Below are 18,327 nucleotides of genomic sequence, written 5' to 3' on the forward strand. Positions count from 1 at the left end.
AATTAACACCCCGTGCGTGCGCGGATCTAGGGTGAGCGGCATGACCTCTCCGTCGCTGCCCGCCGCGGTCCTGTTCGACATGGACGGCACCCTCCTGGACTCCGAGAAGCTCTGGGACATCGCCGTCGCCGAGTTCACCCGCGACCTGGGCATGGAGATCACGCCGGAGGCGCGGGAGGCGACGCTCGGCAACGCCATCGACGACGCGCTGCGCAAGCTGTTCGACTTCGCGCAGGTGCCCGTGGCGGACCGCGACTACGACGGCGCGGAGCGGTGGATCTCGAACCGCGTGGTCGAGTTGTTCGCCGGGGGTATCCCATGGCAGCCCGGCGCACAGCGGACCCTCGACGCCCTCGGTGCCGCGGGTGTTCCGTTGGTACTGGTGACGAACACGGTCCGCGAGATCACCGAGCACGCTCTCGGCACCCTGGGGCGCGAGCGCTTCGTCGCCACCGTCTGCGGCGACGAGGTGCCCAGCCCGAAGCCCGCGCCGGACCCGTACCTGCGCGGCGCCGAACTGGCGGGCGTCGCACCGTCGGATTGCGTGGCGGTCGAGGACTCGCCGACCGGGGCGCGCTCCGCCTACGAGGCGGGGTGCACGGTACTCACCGTCGGCCCCGCGCCGGTGCTCGACGGTGCCGTGCACATCGGGACGCTCGAGGGCTCCCGCTTCACCGACCTCAGCCGACGCTGAACGCGTCCTCGCCGGAGCGGCACGTCGCGACCGAGTCGGTCACGCGAGCGGTGCACTGCCACCCCGAGGTCTCGACGGTGACCGCGCGCCCCTCCGCGTGCGCCGCCGCGGAGGCGTAGACGCCGCCCACCCGCAGCGCGTCGACGCAGTTCACCCTGCCCGCTCGGACCACCACGGCCGCCGTGCCCTGCGGCACGTCGAGCGAGCCGCACGTCGTGCCGGCGGCGGCCCGCGGCACCTCGTTCGCGTTGGGCCCCTGCGAGTCCTGATGCAGAGCCGAGGACGCGGAGGACACCGCCGCGAAACTCACGGGACTGGCGGTCTCCTGCTCGCCCGAGGACGAGCAGCCCGCCAACGGGACGAGGGCCAGGGCGCCGAGCGCAAACCAACGCGGGTTCATGGTCGCGACGCTAACGCCGATCGGGCGCTCCCGCTCGCCGCAGAACGCCCATTGTGTTGGGTCTCACGGACGGGCCGGATCGTGACGCGGCTACTTCTCCGCCCCGTCGACGGGAGCGCTCGCCATGACCGCCATGCGCACCCGCTCGGTATCGGCCGCGGTCCACTCGGCGGGCGGGAGTACGGCGGCGAAGGCGTCGACCACCGCGGTGCCGTAGTTGTGGCCGTGCCCGTCGGGGACCCCCGCGGCGTTGGCGAGATCCGCGGAGACCTGCCAGAAGGTGACGAACGGGTACCAGGCCATCGCCGGGCTCCGGTCGCGCCCAGCGGGTTCGGTGAGCCAGTCGGGCTGGCGGACCATCAGTTCCGGCGACCACCACACCACGGGGTCGGACGGGTGCTGGACGTACACGATGTGCGGCGCCAGCCACTCGGCGCCGCCGCTGCCGTCCGGCCCGGTCAGCGGGCGCTGCCCGTCGGTGAAGCGCACGATCAGCCCGTCGGTGTAGGTCGGCAGGACCTCGGGCGTCCCCAGGTCCCGCCGCTCGGTGATCGCCGAGTGGATCGGATTGGCCCGCGGCGGGCCGAGCCAGACCACCCCGTCGACCTTGTCCCGGATGTCGGGGAGGCCCGAGAAGGCGCCCTCGCCGGCGCGCGTGCCCAGGCTCTCACCCATCACCAGCAGTTTCGGGCGCTCGGCGGCGGGCCGGGCGCGGACGTCGGTGGACACGGCGTCGATGAGCCGCTTTCCGGACTCGAGCGAGGCCTCGCCGTCCGTGAGGAAGGAGATCCAGCTCGGCAGGTACGAGTACTGCATCGCCACGAGGGCGACGTCGCCGTCGTACATGAGCTCGACCGCGCGGGCGGCCGTCGGGTTCACCCAGCCCGAGCCGGTGGTCGGCACCACCACGACGTACTTGCGGTCCAGGGCGCCGGTGCGCGCGAGCTCGCGATGCAGCAGCGCGACCCGCTCCTGCGGGTCGTCGGCGTTCTCCAACCCCACGTACACCCGGACCGGCTCGGTCACCGGGCGCGTGGTGAAGCGCGCGATCTCGGCCGCGCGCAGGCCGCCGGCCACGAACTTGCGCCCCTCGTTGCCCAGCCCGGACCACGCGGCCGCCGACTCCTCCGAGCCCGATCGCCACGACTCCGCCGGCTGTGGGAAGGCGGCGAGCTCCTGGTCGTTGGTGGAGGAGGCGAGGGTGTTCGCCGTGGCCGTGAAGGCGCGGAAGCCGACGTCGTTGACCATGAACGCCACGAACACCACGACCAGCCCGAAACCGAGTACCTTGGCCGCGGGCTGCGGCACCCGCAGGTACGTGTTCGCACGGCGGGCGAGGAACAGGCCGAGGTCGCGCAGTACGCGGAAGGCCGAGATCAACGCCGCAGCGACGGCGAACGCGACGATCGGCGTCAGCACGTACCAGAGGTTCGACCCGGGCGGCATGCCCATCAACGCGCGGACGTCGTCCTGCCAGCGCTTGGCGGCGACCATCATCGTCAGGCCGCCGAGCAGCACGCCGAGCACGATGAGCGCCCGCCAGACGGGCACGAACCGGGCCCGCTGCGGGTCGTCGCGGATCGGATGGGCGCGGACGAGGAGATCGACGATCACCCATTTGAGGAAGACGCCGATCGCGTATCCGATCACCGCGTTGATCCCGGAGACGATGCCCTGGAAGAACCAGGAGCGGGGGAGCAGGGAGACCGTCAGGCTGCTCATCAGGAACAGGCCGCCGACGAACAGGCCCGCGAAGTCGAGGTGCAACAGGCTCCACGCCCACGCCAGCAGCGGGTGCCGGCCGGCGAAGTCGTCGTAGTTCTCGCGGAGGAACCGGTCCGGGTCCCGGGCCGCGCGCACGACGCGCAGTCGGGCCCTGATCAGCGCGCGGGCGTAGCGGTACTGCGCGGAGCCCTTCGCCGGCGCGTCGGGACCGTCGGTACGCGGTGCCGACGGTGCCGCCTCGTCGGTCACGCTGCCCTCCACACGGACCACTCTAGTTCGCGTGGGACAATGATCTCCGTGAAGACCATGGAGACGCTGTTCGCGGAGTTGGCCGCCAAGGCCGAGGAGCGGCCCGCCGGGAGCGGGACCGTCGAGGCGCTGGACCGCGGTATCCATTTCCTGGGCAAGAAGGTGCTCGAGGAGGCCGGCGAGGTGTGGATCGCCGCGGAGCATCAGAGCGATGAGGACCTCGCCGAGGAGGCCTCGCAGCTGCTGTACTGGCTGCAGGTGCTGCTGGTCAAGCGCGGTCTGACGCTCGACGACGTCTACTCCTACCTCTAGCCCGACTCCCCGAAGGATCTCACGACACATGTTGCGGGTCGCCGTACCGAACAAGGGCGCGCTCTCCGAGGCCGCCGCCGCCATCCTCAGCGAGGCGGGCTACCGCCGCCGCTCCGACGCCAAGGACCTCACGGTCCTCGACAACGCCAACGAGGTGGAGTTCTTCTTCCTCCGCCCCAAGGACATCGCCCTCTACGTCGGCTCGGGCGAGCTCGACATGGGCATCACCGGGCGTGACCTCGCCCTCGACTCGGGCGCCGAGTTCACCGAGCGGCTCGCACTCGGCTTCGGCCGCTCCACCTTCCGCTACGCCGGGCCCGCCGGCCGCGAGTGGGCCGTCGCCGATCTCGACGGCAAGCGGGTCGCCACGTCGTACCCGAACCTGGTGCGGCGCGACCTCGCGCAGCGGGGCCTCGACGCCGAGGTGATCCGCCTCGACGGTGCCGTCGAGATCTCGATCCAGCTCGGCGTCGCCGATCTCATCGCCGACGTGGTGGAGTCGGGCCGCTCCCTCCGCCAGAACAACCTCGTCGCGTTCGGCGAGTCGCTGTGCGATTCCGAGGGCGTGCTCATCGAGCGCGTCGGTGCCGATTCGGACCGCGCCCGCGATCAGCTCACGGCCCGCCTCAAGGGCGTCGTCTTCGGGCGGCAGTACGTGATGCTCGACTACGACTGCCCGCGTCCGCTGCTCGAGGGCGCGATCGCCGTGACCCCCGGACTCGAGTCGCCGACGGTGGCGCCGATGGCCGACGACAACTGGGTCGCGGTGCGCGCCATGGTGCTCCGCAAGGACGCCAACGGCGTGATGGACGACCTGGCCGAGCTCGGCGCGAAGGCGATCCTCATGACCGATATCCGCAGCTGCCGCTTCTGATCGCCCGCCGGGCCGCCCGTCAGCGCGCGGCGATGAGGAGCGTCTGCGCGCCGACCGCGAAGGCGCCGGCACCGTCGTAGAGACGCGAGAGCGTCGTGCCGATGCCCTCACCGCCGACGAGCTGATCACCCACGACGCCGATCCACCCGTCCACGGGCTGGGGCGAGCGATGCAGATGCACGGTCATGTCCATGTTCATCCAGGTCACCACAGACGGATCGAGGTAGGCCGAGATCCCGTTGGCGGCGTCGACCACGGAGAACACCTGGACCAGCGGTGAGGGCTCCTCACCGGCGACCAGCGGCATCTTCGCGCGGATCCAGCACTGCTTGATCCCGTCGGGTCCATCCGGACCGTCGACGAACCGCCAGTCGCACGCGGCCAGGAAGCCCTGGTCCTTGAGATGCTCGAAGAAGCCGGGCATGACGCCCTGCTCGGCGCCGGCCGGCGGCAGGACGGGGGAGAGGTCCCGGGCGAGGGCCGAGGTGTCCGAGGCGGCCAGCGCCCACGCCTGCGCCCGTGCGACGGTGCGGTACTCGCCCGAGGCGTCGATGCAGTCCATCTCGGCGGCGATCAGCGAGATCGTGCGGCCCGGACGGGCCACCCGGGCCCGCACGCGGGTCCGGGTGATCGGGACGACGCCGAGCAGATCGATCGTCACCCGGGAGATCCGGAGCGACGGCGCTGATCGGCCCCGCTCACGGCGCTCCCGGCTCCCCTCACCGACCAGCTTCTCGATGGCGCGCACCATGATCGCGGCCGGCGGCGCGCCGTGCTGCATCGTGTCGGCCCACACGCTGGCGGACGACGGGGTGGGATCGAAGACCTCCCACCGGTGCCCGTCGGCGTCGAGATTCCCGGCGGGGTGGAAGAACGCGTCATCTGCCATGTACCAGTCCTACCGATACGCCGGAATCCGCGACCCGGCGGGGTCCGTTCCGTCGATCTATCATCGCCGCATGTCGGTCATCGCCTGCTACTACCGCCTCGCCCCCGCGGAGTACGCGGCGCTCTACGACGCGGGGTTCGATCCCGACGCGTGGGACGAGAACGCGGACCGCCTGGAGGCAGAGGGGCGCTCCGTCGACATCGACCAGGCGCACGAGGCCCTCGAGGCGGTCCTGCGGGCCCAGGGCACGGCGGTCCCCGTCGTCTACGCGGGCCGGCCCGTGGAGGACACGGAGATCGGGTACGGCCCGATCATGCTGATCCCGCCGCACGAGGTCGAGGCCGCGGCAGCCGCGTTGGAGGCGCGGCCCGCGGAGGCCGTGATCACCCGGGAGACCGTCCGCGCCGCGGCGGGGATCGGCCCCGTCGACGACTGGTCCTCTGCCGACGGGCTCGACTACCTGCGCAGCGCCCACTCCTGCCTGCGCACGCTCTACGGCGCCGCGCACCGATCCCGGCAGCTCGTCGTGCTGATCATGCAGTGACGACCGCCTGACGGCACCGCTGCGGCGACCTGGGAGAATATCCAGCCATGGCGAACAGTGGACCCTTCGTGGTGGGCGACCGAGTACAGCTGACGGACGCGAAGGGCCGGAAGTTCACCGTCCACCTGGAGGCGGGCAAGGAGTTCCACACCCACAAGGGCGGTATCCGGCACGACGAGCTGATCGGCGCCCCCGAGGGCAGCGTGGTCAAGGCCGTCAACGGCACCCCGTACCTGGCGCTGCGGCCCCTGCTCACCGACTACGTGCTGTCGATGCCGCGCGGCGCGCAGGTCATCTACCCCAAGGACGCCGCGCAGATCGTGGCCGAGGGCGACATCTTCCCCGGCGCGCGGGTGCTGGAGGCCGGCGCCGGATCGGGCGCGCTCACCTGCTCGCTGCTGCGCGCCGTCGGCCCCGAGGGCTCGGTGACCTCGTGGGAGGTGCGCGAGGACCACGCCGAGTACGCGGCGAAGAACGTCGAGGAGTTCTTCGGCGGCCGGCCCGAGAACTGGAACCTGCAGCTCGGCGACCTCGCGCATTACGACGGCCCCCAGGTCGACCGGGTGGTGCTCGACATGTTGGCTCCGTGGGACGTGCTCGACGCCGTCGGCAAGGCGCTGGTGCCCGGCGGCGTCCTCACCGTGTACGTCGCGACCACCACGCAGCTCTCCAAGGTCGTCGAGGCGCTCCGCGAGCAGGCGCTGTGGACCGAGCCGCGCTCGTGGGAGGCGCTGGTGCGCGAGTGGCACGTCGTGGGCCTCGCCGTGCGCCCCTCGCACCGCATGCAGGGGCACACCGCGTTCCTCATCACCTGCCGGCGGCTGGCCGACGGCACGGTCGCGCCGCGTCCGCAGCGGCGGTCCAACAAGGGGTAGCGTGAGAAGTCCCCACGGAAAGGGAGTTCACTCGTGACGGAACCGGATCCGACCCGTTCTTCGGCCGCGTCGGCGGACTCGTCCGCCTCGCAGGCCACGTCCGCGGCGGTGCTGCGTGAGCGTGTCGACGCGCTCACCACCCGCAACACCAAGCTGCTCGAGACGCTGCGCGACGCGCGCAACCAGTTGCTCACCCTCCGCGAGGAGGTCGAGCGGCTCGGCCAGCCCCCGTCGGGCTACGGCGTGCTGCTGGGCACCTACGAGGACGACACCGTGGACGTCTTCACCTCGGGCCGCAAGATGCGCCTGACGTGCTCCCCGAACCTGGACGTCGCCACCTTCCACACCGGCCAGACGGTGCGCCTCAACGAGGCCCTCACGGTGGTCGAGGCGGGTGAGTTCGAGTCGGTGGGCGAGATCTCCACCCTGCGCGAGATCCTCGACGACGGTGCCCGCGCCCTGGTGGTCGGCCACGCCGACGAGGAGCGCGTGGTGCGCCTGGCGGCGCCGCTGGCGCTGCAGGCCTCCGAGGATCCCGGTCTCGACGAGTTCGGGCTGCCCCGGCGCAAGCTGCGCGTGGGCGATTCGCTGCTGGTGGACACGAAGGCCGGGTACGCGTTCGAGCGCATCCCCAAGGCCGAGGTCGAGGACCTGGTGCTCGAGGAGGTGCCGGACGTCGACTACTCCGACATCGGCGGCCTGGGCCGGCAGATCGAGCTGATCCGCGACGCCGTCGAGCTGCCCTTCCTGCACAAGGACCTGTTCAAGGACTACTCGCTGCGCCCGCCCAAGGGCGTGCTGCTCTACGGCCCGCCCGGCAACGGCAAGACGCTCATCGCGAAGGCCGTCGCCAACTCGCTCGCGAAGAAGATCGCGGAGGTCCGCGGCGACGATGCGCGCGAGGTCAAGTCGTACTTCCTGAACATCAAGGGCCCCGAGCTGCTCAACAAGTTCGTCGGCGAGACCGAACGGCACATCCGCCTGATCTTCCAGCGGGCCCGCGAGAAGGCCTCCGAGGGCACGCCCGTCATCGTCTTCTTCGACGAGATGGACTCGATCTTCCGCACGCGCGGCTCCGGCGTGAGCTCGGACGTGGAGACCACCGTCGTGCCGCAGCTGCTCTCGGAGATCGACGGTGTCGAGGGGCTGGAGAACGTCATCGTCATCGGCGCCTCGAATCGCGAGGACATGATCGATCCCGCGATCCTGCGGCCCGGCCGCCTGGACGTGAAGATCAAGATCGAGCGTCCCGACGCCGAGGGCGCGATCGACATCTTCTCCAAGTACCTCACGCCCGAGTTGCCCATCCACGAGGAGGATCTCGCGGAGTTCGACGGCGACCGCGAGGCGTGCGTCAAGGCGATGATCGAGCGGGTCGTCGAGCGGATGTACGCCGAGTCCGACGACAACCGGTTCCTGGAGGTGACCTACGCCAACGGCGACAAGGAGGTCATGTACTTCAAGGACTTCAACTCGGGCGCGATGATCCAGAACGTCGTGGACCGGGCGAAGAAGCACGCCATCAAGGGCTTCCTCGACACCGGGCAGCCCGGCCTGCGGATCACGCACCTGCTCGAGTCCATCGTGGACGAGTTCGCGGAGAACGAGGATCTGCCCAACACCACCAACCCGGACGACTGGGCACGGATCTCGGGCAAGAAGGGCGAGCGGATCGTCTACATCCGCACGCTGGTCACGGGGAAGAACTCGAGCGCCTCCCGGGCGATCGACACCGAGAACAACACCGGCCAGTACCTGTAGGGGTGCGATGCGGCGCGACTAGTGCCGCATAAGCCCTGGGCAAGGGCGGTCTGAATAGAATGCTCCGTGATGAGTACGGATACCGCAGTTCTCACCGTCACTGTGGACGGCCAGACGCTGACCTTCGCCCCCGGTAAGACGGTGACCTTCGGGCGCACGCTCGAATCGGACGTGACGATCAACCATCCGCTGGTCTCGCGGACCCACGCCGTGGCGTCCGCGAGCCCGACGGGGTGGATCCTCACCGACCGCAGCACCAACGGCGTCTTCGTCGCCGGTGCCCGGCGCCCGACGATCGCGGTCCACGGCACACAGCAGCTGATGTTCGGCGATCCGCGGACCGGCGCCGCGGTCGTGCTGTCGTCGGCGCCGCGCTCGTCCACGCCGCCCCCGCCGCCGGCCCCCCGCACGGGGCCGCCCGCCGCGCCACAGCAGCCGGTGCAGCAGCTCCCGGCCGCGCGCCGCGCACCGTCGAATCCGACGCTGCGGTCGGCACCCCCTGCCGGCGCGGGTGCCCCGACCGCCGGGCGGCGACCGAGCGACTCCACGGCCTCCGCACCGCCGTCGCCGCCGATGCCCCTGCCGCCGCGCCGGCCGGCACCGTCGACCCCGAGTGCACCGCAGCGCCCCGTACCGCCCCGGCCCACGGGCGACGTCGCGCCGCACCTGCGCGCGATGGCCGGCAACACCGGCATGTACGAGGTGGCGAAGATGGCCGGGCCGCCCACCGGGTCCGGGCAGCTCACGATCGGCCGCACCCCCGACAACGACATCGCGCTCGGCGACATGCTCGTCTCGCGCCGCCATGCGCGTCTGCTCACCGGGCCGCGGGGCCTCGTGATCGAGGATCTGGGCTCGGCGAACGGCACGCAGGTCAACGGTCGCCGCATCGGAGCACCCACCGCGCTGCGCGACGGTGATCTGGTGACGGTCGGCAACTCGGACCTCATCGTCGAGCAGGGCAGGCTCGAACGCCCGCGGGCGCAGGAGTTCGCCGGCGCCGGCCTTGCGGTGCAGGGCATCACGCTCACCGTGGACGGCAACAAGACGCTGCTGCACGGCGTCGACTTCCGCGCCGCCCCGGGCACTCTCACCGCCGTGATCGGGCCGTCGGGCGCGGGCAAGTCGACGGTGTCGCGGGTCGTCTCGGGCGCGGTCACCCCGACCGCGGGCCGGGTCGAGTTCGAGGGCCGCGACGTGCACCGCGACTTCGACGCGCTGCGTTCGCGCATCGGCATGGTCCCGCAGGACGACGTGCTGCACCGGCAGCTCACCCTGCAGCAGGCCCTGCGGTTCGCCGCGGAGCTGCGACTGCCGCCCGACATGTCGAAGGCCGATCGTGACCAGGTGATCGACGGCGTGCTGGCGGAGTTGCAGCTCACCGAGCACAAGCAGACGCGCGTGGACAAGCTCTCGGGCGGCCAGCGCAAGCGCGCATCGGTGGCCATGGAACTACTCACCGGCCCATCGCTACTCATCCTCGACGAGCCCACCTCCGGCCTCGACCCGGCGTTGGACCGGCAGGTGATGCAGACCCTGCGGCGGCTGGCCGACGCGGGCCGCGTCGTGATCGTCGTGACCCACTCGCTCACGCACATCGACATGTGCGACCAGGTGCTGCTGCTCGCGCCGGGCGGCAAGACCGCCTACTGCGGGGCGCCGCAGGGCGTGAAGGCGGCGATGGGGACGAGCGATTGGGCGGAGATCTTCGACTTCGCCGCCAAGCAGCCCGACGTGGCGTGGCAGCGCTACCGCTCGGCCAACCCCGTACCGCCCCCACCCGCGCCGACGGGAGCGCCACCGTCGCCGACGAAGGCGCCGAAGACCCCGATGCGCAAGCAGCTCTCGGTCGTGGCGCGGCGCCAGCTGCGGCTGATCCTGGCCGACCGCGGCTACCTGATCTTCCTGATCCTGATGCCGGTCGTCCTGGGCGCGGTCACCCTGCTGGTGCCGGCCGAGAAGGGACTGGCCGGCGTCACCGACTCGGAGGTCTCGGCACCCAACATGATCCTGGTGCTACTGGTGATCGGCGCGTGCTTCATGGGTGCGGCCCTCACCTCGCGCGACCTGGTCGGCGAGCGCGCGATCTTCCAGCGCGAGCGGGCCGTGGGCCTGCGGCCCGGCGCGTACCTGGCGGCGAAGACGATCGTCTTCTTCGTGGCCGCGACGCTGCAGTCCGCGATCATGGTCGGCATCATGCTCACCCGCACGGCGGTGCCGGAGCAGGGCGCGATCCTCGCGAACGTCCCGCTCGAGCTGATCATCGACATCGCCGTCCTCGCCTGCGTCTCGACCCTGGTCGGCCTGCTGATCTCGGCACTCGCGAAGTCCGCGGAACAGGTGATGCCGTTGCTCGTGGTCGTCGTCATCTCGCAGCTGGTGATGAGCGGCGGCCTGTTCGGGCTGCACGGGCGCCCCGGCCTCGTGCAGCTGTCGTGGCTGTTCCCGTCGCGCTGGGGGTTCGCGGCGTCGGCGTCGACCATCGACCTGCAGAAGGTCACCGCGGTCACCGATCCCGTGTCGGGGCGGCCGATGCCGTCGAGCACGGATCCGCTGTGGGACTCGACGCCCGCGCAGTGGGGGATCTCGATCGGCGTCCTCGCGGTGATGGCCGCGGTGCTGTGGGTGGCCACCCGGATGCGGATCGCGCGCCAGTCCTCCTGATCGCAGCCCGCTCGGTCGAGGGCAGCGACGGTGCTGTCGGCGCCGGTCGGGAGCGGGGCGCGCGGGCCGGATCGGCACCGATAGGCTGGGCGCATGCAGCGCATCATCGGTACCGAGGTGGAATACGGGATCTCCGCGCCGAAGGACCCGTCGGCCAATCCGATCCTGACCTCGACGCAGGCGGTGCTCGCCTACGCGGCCGCCGCGGCGGTGCCGCGGGCCAAGCGCACCCGCTGGGACTACGATCTGGAGTCGCCGCTGCGCGACGCCCGCGGATTCGACCTCGGGCGGGGCGGGCCCGCCCCGATCATCGACGCCGACGAGATCGGCGCCGCGAACATGATCCTCACCAACGGCGCACGGCTGTACGTCGATCACGCGCACCCCGAGTACTCGGCGCCCGAGGTCACGGACCCGCTCGACGCCGTGATCTGGGACAAGGCGGGGGAGCGGGTCATGGACGCCGCCGCGCGCTACGCCTCGACGGTGCCCGGCTCGACCGCCCTGCAGCTCTACAAGAACAACATCGACGGCAAGGGCGCCTCCTACGGCACGCACGAGAACTACCTGTGCCGCCGGGACACGCCGTTCGCGGCGATCGTCGCCGGCCTGACCCCGTTCTTCGTCACCCGCCAGGTCTTCTGCGGCAGCGGCCGCGTGGGCATCGGCTCCAACGGGGACGAGCCCGGTTTCCAGCTCTCGCAGCGTGCCGACTACATCGAGGTCGAGGTGGGCCTGGAGACCACCCTCAAGCGCGGCATCATCAACACCCGCGACGAGCCGCACGCCGATCCGGACAAGTACCGCCGGCTGCACGTGATCATCGGCGACGCCAACCTCGCCGAGACCTCCACTTACCTCAAGGTGGGCACGTCCTCGCTGGTGCTGGACCTGATCGAGGCCGGCGTGGACCTCTCGGACCTGCAGCTGGCCACGCCGGTGACGGCGGTGCACCAGGTCTCGCGGGATCTCTCGCTCACCGCGCCGCTCGAACTCGCCGACGGCCGGACGATGACGGCGCTCGACATCCAGCGGGCCTACGCGGACCGGGTCGGCACCTTCCTCGAGGGCTCGGACGACGCCCGAGCGCTCGACGTGCACGCCACCTGGGTACGAGTGCTCGACACCCTCGCCGACGACCCGCTGCGGCTCGCGGACGAACTCGACTGGCCGGCCAAGCTGCGACTGCTCGAGGGGATCCGCCAGCGCGAGGGCCTCGGGTGGGCGGCGTCGAAGCTGCAGCTCGTGGACCTGCAGTACTCGGACGTCCGGCTCGACAAGGGGCTGTACAACCGGCTCGTCGCGCGCGGCTCGATGAAGCGCCTGGTGACCGAGCAGCAGGTGATGGACGCCGTCACCACGCCGCCCGAGTCGACGCGCGCGTACTTCCGCGGCGAGTGCATGCGCCGTTTCGGCACCGAGATCGCGGCCGCCAGCTGGGACTCGGTGATCTTCGACATCGGTGCCGAGTCGCTGGTGCGCATTCCCACCCTGGAGCCGTTGCGCGGCACCAAGGAGCACGTGGGCGCCCTGCTCGACGACGCCGCGTCGGCACGCGAGCTCGTCGATTCTCTGCGAGGCTAGAGCCATGGACATCGGTCGCGAGGTGGGCAAGCTGTACGCGAAGGCGTTCCCCGAGGTGCTCAAGGCGCACGGCGAGCTGTACGTGCGCTCCGGCGGGCGGATCGGGCACAAGCTGCTCTTCGGCGTGCCCAGCCTGATCGTGCGCACCGTCGGGGCGAAGTCGGGGCAGCCGCGCACCACCGTGCTGACCTACGCGCGCGACGGCGGCGACTACATCGTGGTCGCGTCCAAGGGCGGCGCGCCGCGCAATCCGGCGTGGTTCCACAACATGGTCGCCGCCGGCACGGTCGACGTGCAGGTCGGCACCGACCGGTTCCCCGCGACGGTCGAGGCGCTGCGTCCCGGTGACGCCGATTACCAGCGGCTCTGGGATCTCGCGGACGCGCACAACGGCGGCCGCTACGCCGCCTACCAGCGCAAGACGTCGCGCCCGATCCCCGTCGTGCGGCTTCGCCCCGCCTGACGTAGTGCGGCACGCACGGTCGACGCCGCGCCGGTTCGGCCCGATGGTCCTCGCACTGTTCGGGGCTGCGCTCCTTCTCGTGCTACACGTCTGCCTGAGCGTCGGATTCTGGTTGTACGCCGATCGCGAGATCGACTGGTGGATCGAGGTCTTCGGCGCGCTGTTCTTCGCCGTCTGCGCGGCAGGGTTCGGGCGTGAAGCGTTGTCTGTGCCGGTCGCGACGCGCAGTGCCCTCCGGATTCGTGACGCGGTCGAGATCCGCGGGCGTCTTACGCCGCGCTTGTTCCTCGTCGTGGCGGGCGCCATCGTCCTGACGCCCGTCAGCGCGATTCTCACTCTCGGTGTGGCGCTTGCACCGTTGGGCTTCGATGTCGGAACCCGGGACGAGGTGTTGGGCGCACTGCTGATGGCGGGCTTCGTCCTGATCTTCAACGCGGTCCTGGCTGGATACGCCGTCGGGTTACTCCGCGCGTCCAGGATCGTCTTGATCTCGCTGTCACCCGATGGCGTGAGCGTCGCGACATCCGGCGGCGCGCCCGCGCTCACGCCCTGGAACGAGGTCGAGTAGTTCAGCAGGTCGGTGGAGTCCACGTTGTTCCCGATCGGCCCGGGCGACGTCGACCATCACTTCACCTGGAGGTTCGGCGACGTGTCCGTGCGCACGCCCGTCGACCTGCGCCCCGATGTCGTCGAGATCGATCGTGAGCTGCGACGCCTCGCACCCCACCTTGCGGAGCGTTGACCGCCGCGCTGCTCATGTCCATCCCGGATAGAATGTTCTCGATGTTGAACATAAGTCGAACCCGACTGCACTCGCAGTCGATGACGGTGCGGATGCGTTTCGGTCCCGGCCTCGGCGTACTGGCAGCGGTGGTAGTCGTTCTGCTTCTCCTGGCGGGAGTCGGGCTGTATCACGGCGTCGTGGGCGATCCGGTGAGCTATCTGATCAGCGCCGGTTCAGCCGGCCTCGCAACCGTCCGTCGACTCTCGCCGAACACGACAGTCAGGACGGGGATGCGGGAGTTCATCGGATGGTGAGGTCGGCCGGCTCTCACGTCGTGGTGCGCGGCGGGATAGGTGTCGTCGGTTGGCTCGCCGTCGGCGCCCTCCTCGGCTGCGTGCTGTTCACCTGGCGTCTCGTGTCTGATGCCGTGGCGAGCGGCTTCACGCTCCCCGCCTGCGTATCGCTGCTCTTGGTCGCGGGAGGCGGTGCGCGATGTGTGCTGTTCCTTCGCTCGGTGCTCCGCGCCGGAATCCAGTGGCGAATCGCGATCACCGACGCCGCACTCGAGTATCGGCAGGGCCGGGTACAGACGACTCTCGCGTGGCACGACGTCGAGTCCGTGTCCTACGGGTACGAGGACGCGGGCGGCTTCCCGCTGTGGCACGTCTGGACGATTCGGCGCAGCGCCGGCGAAGTCGACGAGGTGCGCTCTCCGGCGGGGGTCCGCCACAGGCCAAGCCGCGTGCGCGCCGCGATAGGCCGCGCGGCCCCTCATGTCCAGGTCGCCGGTTCCTGGCGTGATCCTGTTCGCGCATCGGGTCGCGGTCCGGTGGTCGAGAGCGTCGGCCGCGCACCTGAGCCGCCGAAGTTCCCGACTGTGGTCCGAGGACGGTACGGCATCATGCTCGTCATCGGCGTGCTGGCCGCCGTCGCCTTCGGCTTGCTCGCGGTGATCTGCCTCGGACTGTCGATATGGCCACCCGACGACGAGCCGGCCCTGTGGCCGGGCGCCGTCATCGCCGCAGCGAGCGGTGCCGTGCTCTGTGCTGCCTTGCCCGTGCGGATCATCCGCTGCGGCCGCAGAATCCACCTGTGGGCGACACTGGAGGAGATCGGCTTCCGCACCGCCGACACCGATCGCCCCGGCAGGAGCACCTGGGAGCACGTGGTCGCGGTGGAGTACGACAAGGACGACGCTCGAGGCGTCGTCTACACCCACCGCTGGACCATCTCGTTCGACGACCGCCCCCCGGTCACAGTCCGATACCCGGCCGGAGCATCGGTGCGACCGATGCGCTTCCGCGGCCTCGTGCGGGACGTCGCCCCCGCGGTTCGCGTCACCGGAGGCTGGTGGTGAGCGCGACGCACAGGGCCGCGCGGCTCGAGCGGTCCTTCGGCTGTGTTCTCCGCGGCCCGAGGGTCGATCGATGGAGCTTCGTTAGATCCCGTAACCGAGGTTGCGGGCGTAGCCGACGCGGTTGACGACGTCCTGCACTGCGGCGAAGGAACTCACGGGCACGCTGGTGGTGTAGGAGCGGCCTTCCGGGCCGACCACGGTGACCTGCACGAATCCTCGGGTCTGATCCTCCTTGACCAGCAGGAAGAACAGCGAGAACAGGCACACCACGAAGGCGCCGACGATGGCCAGCACGATCGCCCAGGTCGGGATCGCGCGGGTGGTGATGCTCTGGTCGGACACGCCCCACTGGCTGCCCGCGATGGGGAACGTACCGACGGGCGTGATGACTTCGCTCGCGGTGCAGTGGATGTCACCGATGCTCACCAGCACCGGTTCGGGCATCCCGGGCGCACCCGGCGGCGTGTACGGATCCACGAGATCAGTCTAGGCCGGTAGTGTTGATTCATCGGGTCATGCGGCCCGGGACGGTCGTGAAGGAGGCACCGAGATGGCGCAGGAGCAGGTCAAGCGTGGCGGCGGCGGAGACGACGAGGACGTCGCGGGTGCCGGTTCCGGTGCCGGCCAGGAGCGTATCGAGAAGCTGACCGACGAGACCGACGATCTGCTCGACGAGATCGACGACGTGCTGGAGGAGAACGCCGAGGACTTCGTGCGCGCCTACGTGCAGAAGGGCGGCCAGTGACGCCGCTGCACGGCGGGTCGTCGTTCGTCGAGCACCTGGCCGCCGTGGCGCCGGATGCCTTGCCCGGCCGGGGCGCCGGTTCCGACGGTGCGCCGGAGGTCCCGCACGGCACGACGATCGTCGCCGTCGCCTTCGAGGGCGGGGTGCTGCTCGCCGGTGATCGCCGCGCCACGATGGGCAACCTGATCGCGCAGCGGGACATCGTCAAGACCTTCGTCACGGACGAGTTCACCGCCGTCGGCATCGCCGGCACGGCGGGTATCGCCAAGCAGATCGTCAAGCTGTTCACCGTGGAGCTCGAGCACTACGAGAAGATCGAAGGCATGCCACTCACCTTCGAGGGCAAGGCCAATCGGCTCGCGGGCATGGTCCGCGGCAACTTCGGCGCCGCCCTGCAGGGCCTCGCCGCGGTACCGCTGCTGATCGGCTTCGACGAACTCGAATCCCGTGGCCGGATCGTCTCCTACGACGTGACGGGCGACTGGCACGACGAGATCGGCTACCACTCCATCGGCTCGGGCTCCGCGTGGGCGAAGTCCTCGATCAAGAAGCGCTTCCGCCCCGGCCTCGACGCGGACGGCGCGCTCGACGTCGCCGCGGAGGCGCTGTTCGACGCAGCCGACGACGACACCGCCACCGGTGGCCCCGACGTGCTGCGCAAGCTGTATCCGACGGCGATCGTCATCACCGCCGACGGTGCGGTCGAGATCGACGAGGCGGACGTGGCCGCCGCGACGGACCGCGTCATCGCGGCGAGGGGAGGAGAGCAGTGACGTTCCCGTACTACGCCTCCGCCGAGCAGATCATGCGCGATCGCTCGGACCTGGCGCGCAAGGGGATCGCCCGCGGGCGCAGCGTCGTCGTGCTCAAGTACGCGGACGGTGTCCTGTTCGTCGCGGACAATCCCAGCTCGCTCTACAAGATCAGCGAGATCTACGACCGGATCGGGTTCGCCGCGGTCGGCAAGTACAACGAGTTCGAGTCGCTGCGGCGGGCGGGGATCCAGTTCGCGGACACCCGCGGCTACCAGTACTCGCGCCGCGACGTCAGCGGATGGTCGCTCACCAACGCCTACGCCTCCACGCTGGGCACGGTGTTCACCGAGCAGGCCAAGCCCTACGAGGTGGAGCTCTGCGTCGCCGAGGTCGGCACGCCGGACAACGCCGCCTCGCGTCTCTACCGCGTGGGCTACGACGGCTCGGTGATCGACGAGAAGCAGTTCGTCGTCATGGGAGGCCAGACCGAGTCCACCACGCCCGTGCTCACCGAGGGCTACGAGGACGGCATGGACCTCGCTGCCGCGTTCGGCCTCGCGGTCAGGGCGCTCGGTGCGCCCGCCCCGTCGAACGGTGCGAGCGGCGCGGCCGAGACGAAGAGCTACGCGGCCGACGAGCTCGAGGTCGCGGTGCTCGATCACACCCGTCCGCGGCGGGCGTTCAAGCGCCTGACGGACGAGCGGGTAGGGCAGCTGTTGGCCTGACGGGCCGGAGGGTAGAGCCTGCACCACCCGGTGCCGGGGAGTGCGGGCCCGTGACGGCGGACCGTCGACACGGTGTGCTGGACGCCATGAACACACCGTCCGTGCACCGTCGGGGGATCGCCTGGTTCCTCGTCCTCACCTTCCTTCCCACCTGGGGCCTGTGGTTCGCCGCGTACGCCGTCGATCACCCGCTCGACGACCCGGCGATCCAGCTCTTCACGGGTGCCTTCGCGCCCGCGATCGCGGCACTGGTCGTGCGAATGTGGATCACCCGCCAGGGGCTCTCCGGTGCGGGCCTGCGTCCGCAGCTGCGGACGCAGGCCCGCTGGTACCTCGCGGCGCTCGCGATTCCGCCGGCACTGCTTCTGATCGCCCTGCCACTCGGTTTCGCGTCCGGGGTGATGAGCGTCCCCTCCGACGGCGTCCCCGCGCACCTGCAGGCCGTGGCCTTCGGCCCTCTGGTGATGATCGTGCTCGCGCCGATCTACTTCGGGGAGGAGTTCGGATGGACGGCGTACCTGCGCGGCGCGCTGGCCGAACTGCCCGTGCTGCGCGGGCGCCCCACGGCGGCCTCCGCGGCCACCGGTGCGATCTGGGGCGCGTGGCACTGGCCCCTGGCCTCGGTGGGCTACTTCGGTTTCCAGCCGCCGTTGCACGACGTGCTGCTGCTGATCCCGCTGTGGATCGTGATGTCGGTGCTGCTCGAGATCGTCTGGAGCACGCTCTGGTACGGCTCCGGGAGCATCTGGCCCACGTCGGTGGCGCACGCCGGCTTCAACCTGGTGTTCTCGATGACGATGGGCGAGTTCCTGCCGCAGGACGCGATCCTCGCGGGCTTCATCATCCCGAGCATCGCGCTGGTGCCACTGGCTCTGGTGGCGTACCGGATCGACCACCGTCGACGGGCAGGTTCGCCTGAATCTTCCGATTCCCGGCCGATTCTCGATACGGTCGAACGGACGCGCTCATAGAGCTGATCGACAGGAG

General features: G+C 70.5%; 21 protein-coding genes. 17 read left to right on the forward strand and 4 right to left on the reverse strand.

The features are described 5' to 3' along the window. Positions 1-40: 40 nt before the first annotated feature. Positions 41-694 carry an HAD family hydrolase gene (locus tag BLQ62_RS11960; RefSeq protein WP_068566175.1) on the forward strand — a complete coding sequence of 218 codons (654 nt, stop codon included), beginning with the start codon at positions 41-43 and terminating at the stop codon, positions 692-694. On the opposite strand, the gene BLQ62_RS11965 is transcribed toward BLQ62_RS11960, so the two are convergent. Beyond that, a complete protein-coding gene (locus tag BLQ62_RS11965; protein WP_068565270.1) occupies positions 681-1,094 on the reverse strand; it encodes a hypothetical protein in 414 nt (137 codons plus the stop codon). The two genes, BLQ62_RS11960 and BLQ62_RS11965, sit on opposite strands and share 14 nt — an antisense overlap. Positions 1,095-1,184: 90 nt before the next feature. After that, positions 1,185-3,080, reverse strand: coding sequence for an alpha/beta hydrolase (locus BLQ62_RS11970; RefSeq protein WP_068565264.1), 1,896 nt, complete (start codon positions 3,078-3,080; stop codon positions 1,185-1,187). Positions 3,081-3,116: 36 nt separating this feature from the next. Here BLQ62_RS11970 and BLQ62_RS11975 point away from each other — a divergent pair, with 36 nt between their 5' ends. Then, entirely contained in the window at positions 3,117-3,380 is a 264-nt protein-coding gene (locus BLQ62_RS11975) for a phosphoribosyl-ATP diphosphatase (RefSeq protein WP_068535820.1), read from the forward strand. A 28-nt stretch (positions 3,381-3,408) separates the two neighbouring features. Continuing rightward, the gene (gene hisG / locus BLQ62_RS11980) at positions 3,409-4,254 is read left to right on the forward strand and encodes an ATP phosphoribosyltransferase (RefSeq protein ID WP_068534473.1); all 846 of its coding nucleotides are present in this window, start codon (positions 3,409-3,411) and stop codon (positions 4,252-4,254) included. Positions 4,255-4,273: 19 nt separating this feature from the next. Here the strand turns inward: hisG and BLQ62_RS11985 are convergent, their stop codons facing one another. Continuing rightward, the gene (locus tag BLQ62_RS11985) at positions 4,274-5,143 is read right to left on the reverse strand and encodes a thioesterase family protein (RefSeq protein WP_068565263.1); all 870 of its coding nucleotides are present in this window, start codon (positions 5,141-5,143) and stop codon (positions 4,274-4,276) included. A gap of 70 nt (positions 5,144-5,213) precedes the next feature. Between BLQ62_RS11985 and BLQ62_RS11990 the strand changes: the two genes are divergently transcribed. The 10 genes from BLQ62_RS11990 to BLQ62_RS12030 all read left to right on the forward strand — a co-directional run bounded on the left by BLQ62_RS11990 (position 5,214) and on the right by BLQ62_RS12030 (position 15,115). Continuing rightward, positions 5,214-5,687 (forward strand): DUF1877 family protein, encoded by a 474-nt coding sequence (locus tag BLQ62_RS11990; protein ID WP_160126319.1) that lies wholly within the window; start codon positions 5,214-5,216, stop codon positions 5,685-5,687. Between the two features lie 47 nt (positions 5,688-5,734). Further along, entirely contained in the window at positions 5,735-6,562 is an 828-nt protein-coding gene (locus BLQ62_RS11995) for a tRNA (adenine-N1)-methyltransferase (protein ID WP_068565258.1), read from the forward strand. A 33-nt stretch (positions 6,563-6,595) separates the two neighbouring features. Continuing rightward, positions 6,596-8,323: a proteasome ATPase gene (arc, locus tag BLQ62_RS12000; RefSeq protein ID WP_068534465.1), complete on the forward strand. Its 1,728-nt coding sequence runs from the start codon at positions 6,596-6,598 to the stop codon at positions 8,321-8,323. A gap of 69 nt (positions 8,324-8,392) precedes the next feature. Further along, on the forward strand, positions 8,393-10,987 hold the full coding sequence (locus BLQ62_RS12005) for an ATP-binding cassette domain-containing protein (RefSeq protein WP_082756391.1): 2,595 nt from the start codon (positions 8,393-8,395) through the stop codon (positions 10,985-10,987). 93 nt (positions 10,988-11,080) lie between these two features. Next, positions 11,081-12,571 (forward strand): depupylase/deamidase Dop, encoded by a 1,491-nt coding sequence (gene dop, locus BLQ62_RS12010; RefSeq protein ID WP_068565254.1) that lies wholly within the window; start codon positions 11,081-11,083, stop codon positions 12,569-12,571. A 4-nt stretch (positions 12,572-12,575) separates the two neighbouring features. Further along, positions 12,576-13,034 carry a nitroreductase family deazaflavin-dependent oxidoreductase gene (locus BLQ62_RS12015; protein ID WP_068534458.1) on the forward strand — a complete coding sequence of 153 codons (459 nt, stop codon included), beginning with the start codon at positions 12,576-12,578 and terminating at the stop codon, positions 13,032-13,034. Positions 13,035-13,077: 43 nt separating this feature from the next. Beyond that, on the forward strand, positions 13,078-13,602 hold the full coding sequence (locus BLQ62_RS12020) for a hypothetical protein (RefSeq protein ID WP_068565252.1): 525 nt from the start codon (positions 13,078-13,080) through the stop codon (positions 13,600-13,602). Between the two features lie 12 nt (positions 13,603-13,614). Further along, positions 13,615-13,776 (forward strand): hypothetical protein, encoded by a 162-nt coding sequence (locus tag BLQ62_RS23840; protein ID WP_156483183.1) that lies wholly within the window; start codon positions 13,615-13,617, stop codon positions 13,774-13,776. After that, entirely contained in the window at positions 13,773-14,072 is a 300-nt protein-coding gene (locus BLQ62_RS12025; RefSeq protein WP_068565250.1) for a hypothetical protein, read from the forward strand. Before BLQ62_RS23840 ends, BLQ62_RS12025 begins: the two co-directional genes overlap by 4 nt. Positions 14,073-14,272: 200 nt before the next feature. Then, the gene (locus tag BLQ62_RS12030; protein WP_147292542.1) at positions 14,273-15,115 is read left to right on the forward strand and encodes a hypothetical protein; all 843 of its coding nucleotides are present in this window, start codon (positions 14,273-14,275) and stop codon (positions 15,113-15,115) included. A gap of 81 nt (positions 15,116-15,196) precedes the next feature. Here the strand turns inward: BLQ62_RS12030 and BLQ62_RS12035 are convergent, their stop codons facing one another. Then, positions 15,197-15,592, reverse strand: a complete 396-nt coding sequence (locus BLQ62_RS12035; RefSeq protein WP_231857584.1) for a hypothetical protein — start codon at positions 15,590-15,592, stop codon at positions 15,197-15,199. 73 nt (positions 15,593-15,665) lie between these two features. Between BLQ62_RS12035 and BLQ62_RS12040 the strand changes: the two genes are divergently transcribed. The 4 genes from BLQ62_RS12040 to BLQ62_RS12055 all read left to right on the forward strand — a co-directional run bounded on the left by BLQ62_RS12040 (position 15,666) and on the right by BLQ62_RS12055 (position 18,311). Next, entirely contained in the window at positions 15,666-15,860 is a 195-nt protein-coding gene (locus BLQ62_RS12040; RefSeq protein WP_068534451.1) for a ubiquitin-like protein Pup, read from the forward strand. Then, the gene (gene prcB / locus BLQ62_RS12045) at positions 15,857-16,633 is read left to right on the forward strand and encodes a proteasome subunit beta (protein WP_068565246.1); all 777 of its coding nucleotides are present in this window, start codon (positions 15,857-15,859) and stop codon (positions 16,631-16,633) included. The genes BLQ62_RS12040 and prcB overlap by 4 nt, the downstream gene beginning before the upstream one ends. Further along, the gene (prcA, locus tag BLQ62_RS12050; RefSeq protein WP_068565244.1) at positions 16,630-17,340 is read left to right on the forward strand and encodes a proteasome subunit alpha; all 711 of its coding nucleotides are present in this window, start codon (positions 16,630-16,632) and stop codon (positions 17,338-17,340) included. The genes prcB and prcA overlap by 4 nt, the downstream gene beginning before the upstream one ends. An 86-nt stretch (positions 17,341-17,426) precedes the next feature. After that, positions 17,427-18,311 carry a CPBP family intramembrane glutamic endopeptidase gene (locus BLQ62_RS12055; protein ID WP_139184193.1) on the forward strand — a complete coding sequence of 295 codons (885 nt, stop codon included), beginning with the start codon at positions 17,427-17,429 and terminating at the stop codon, positions 18,309-18,311. Positions 18,312-18,327: the final 16 nt, after the last annotated feature.

The organism is Tsukamurella pulmonis (genome assembly GCF_900103175.1).
Lineage (GTDB): Bacteria > Actinomycetota > Actinomycetes > Mycobacteriales > Mycobacteriaceae > Tsukamurella > Tsukamurella pulmonis.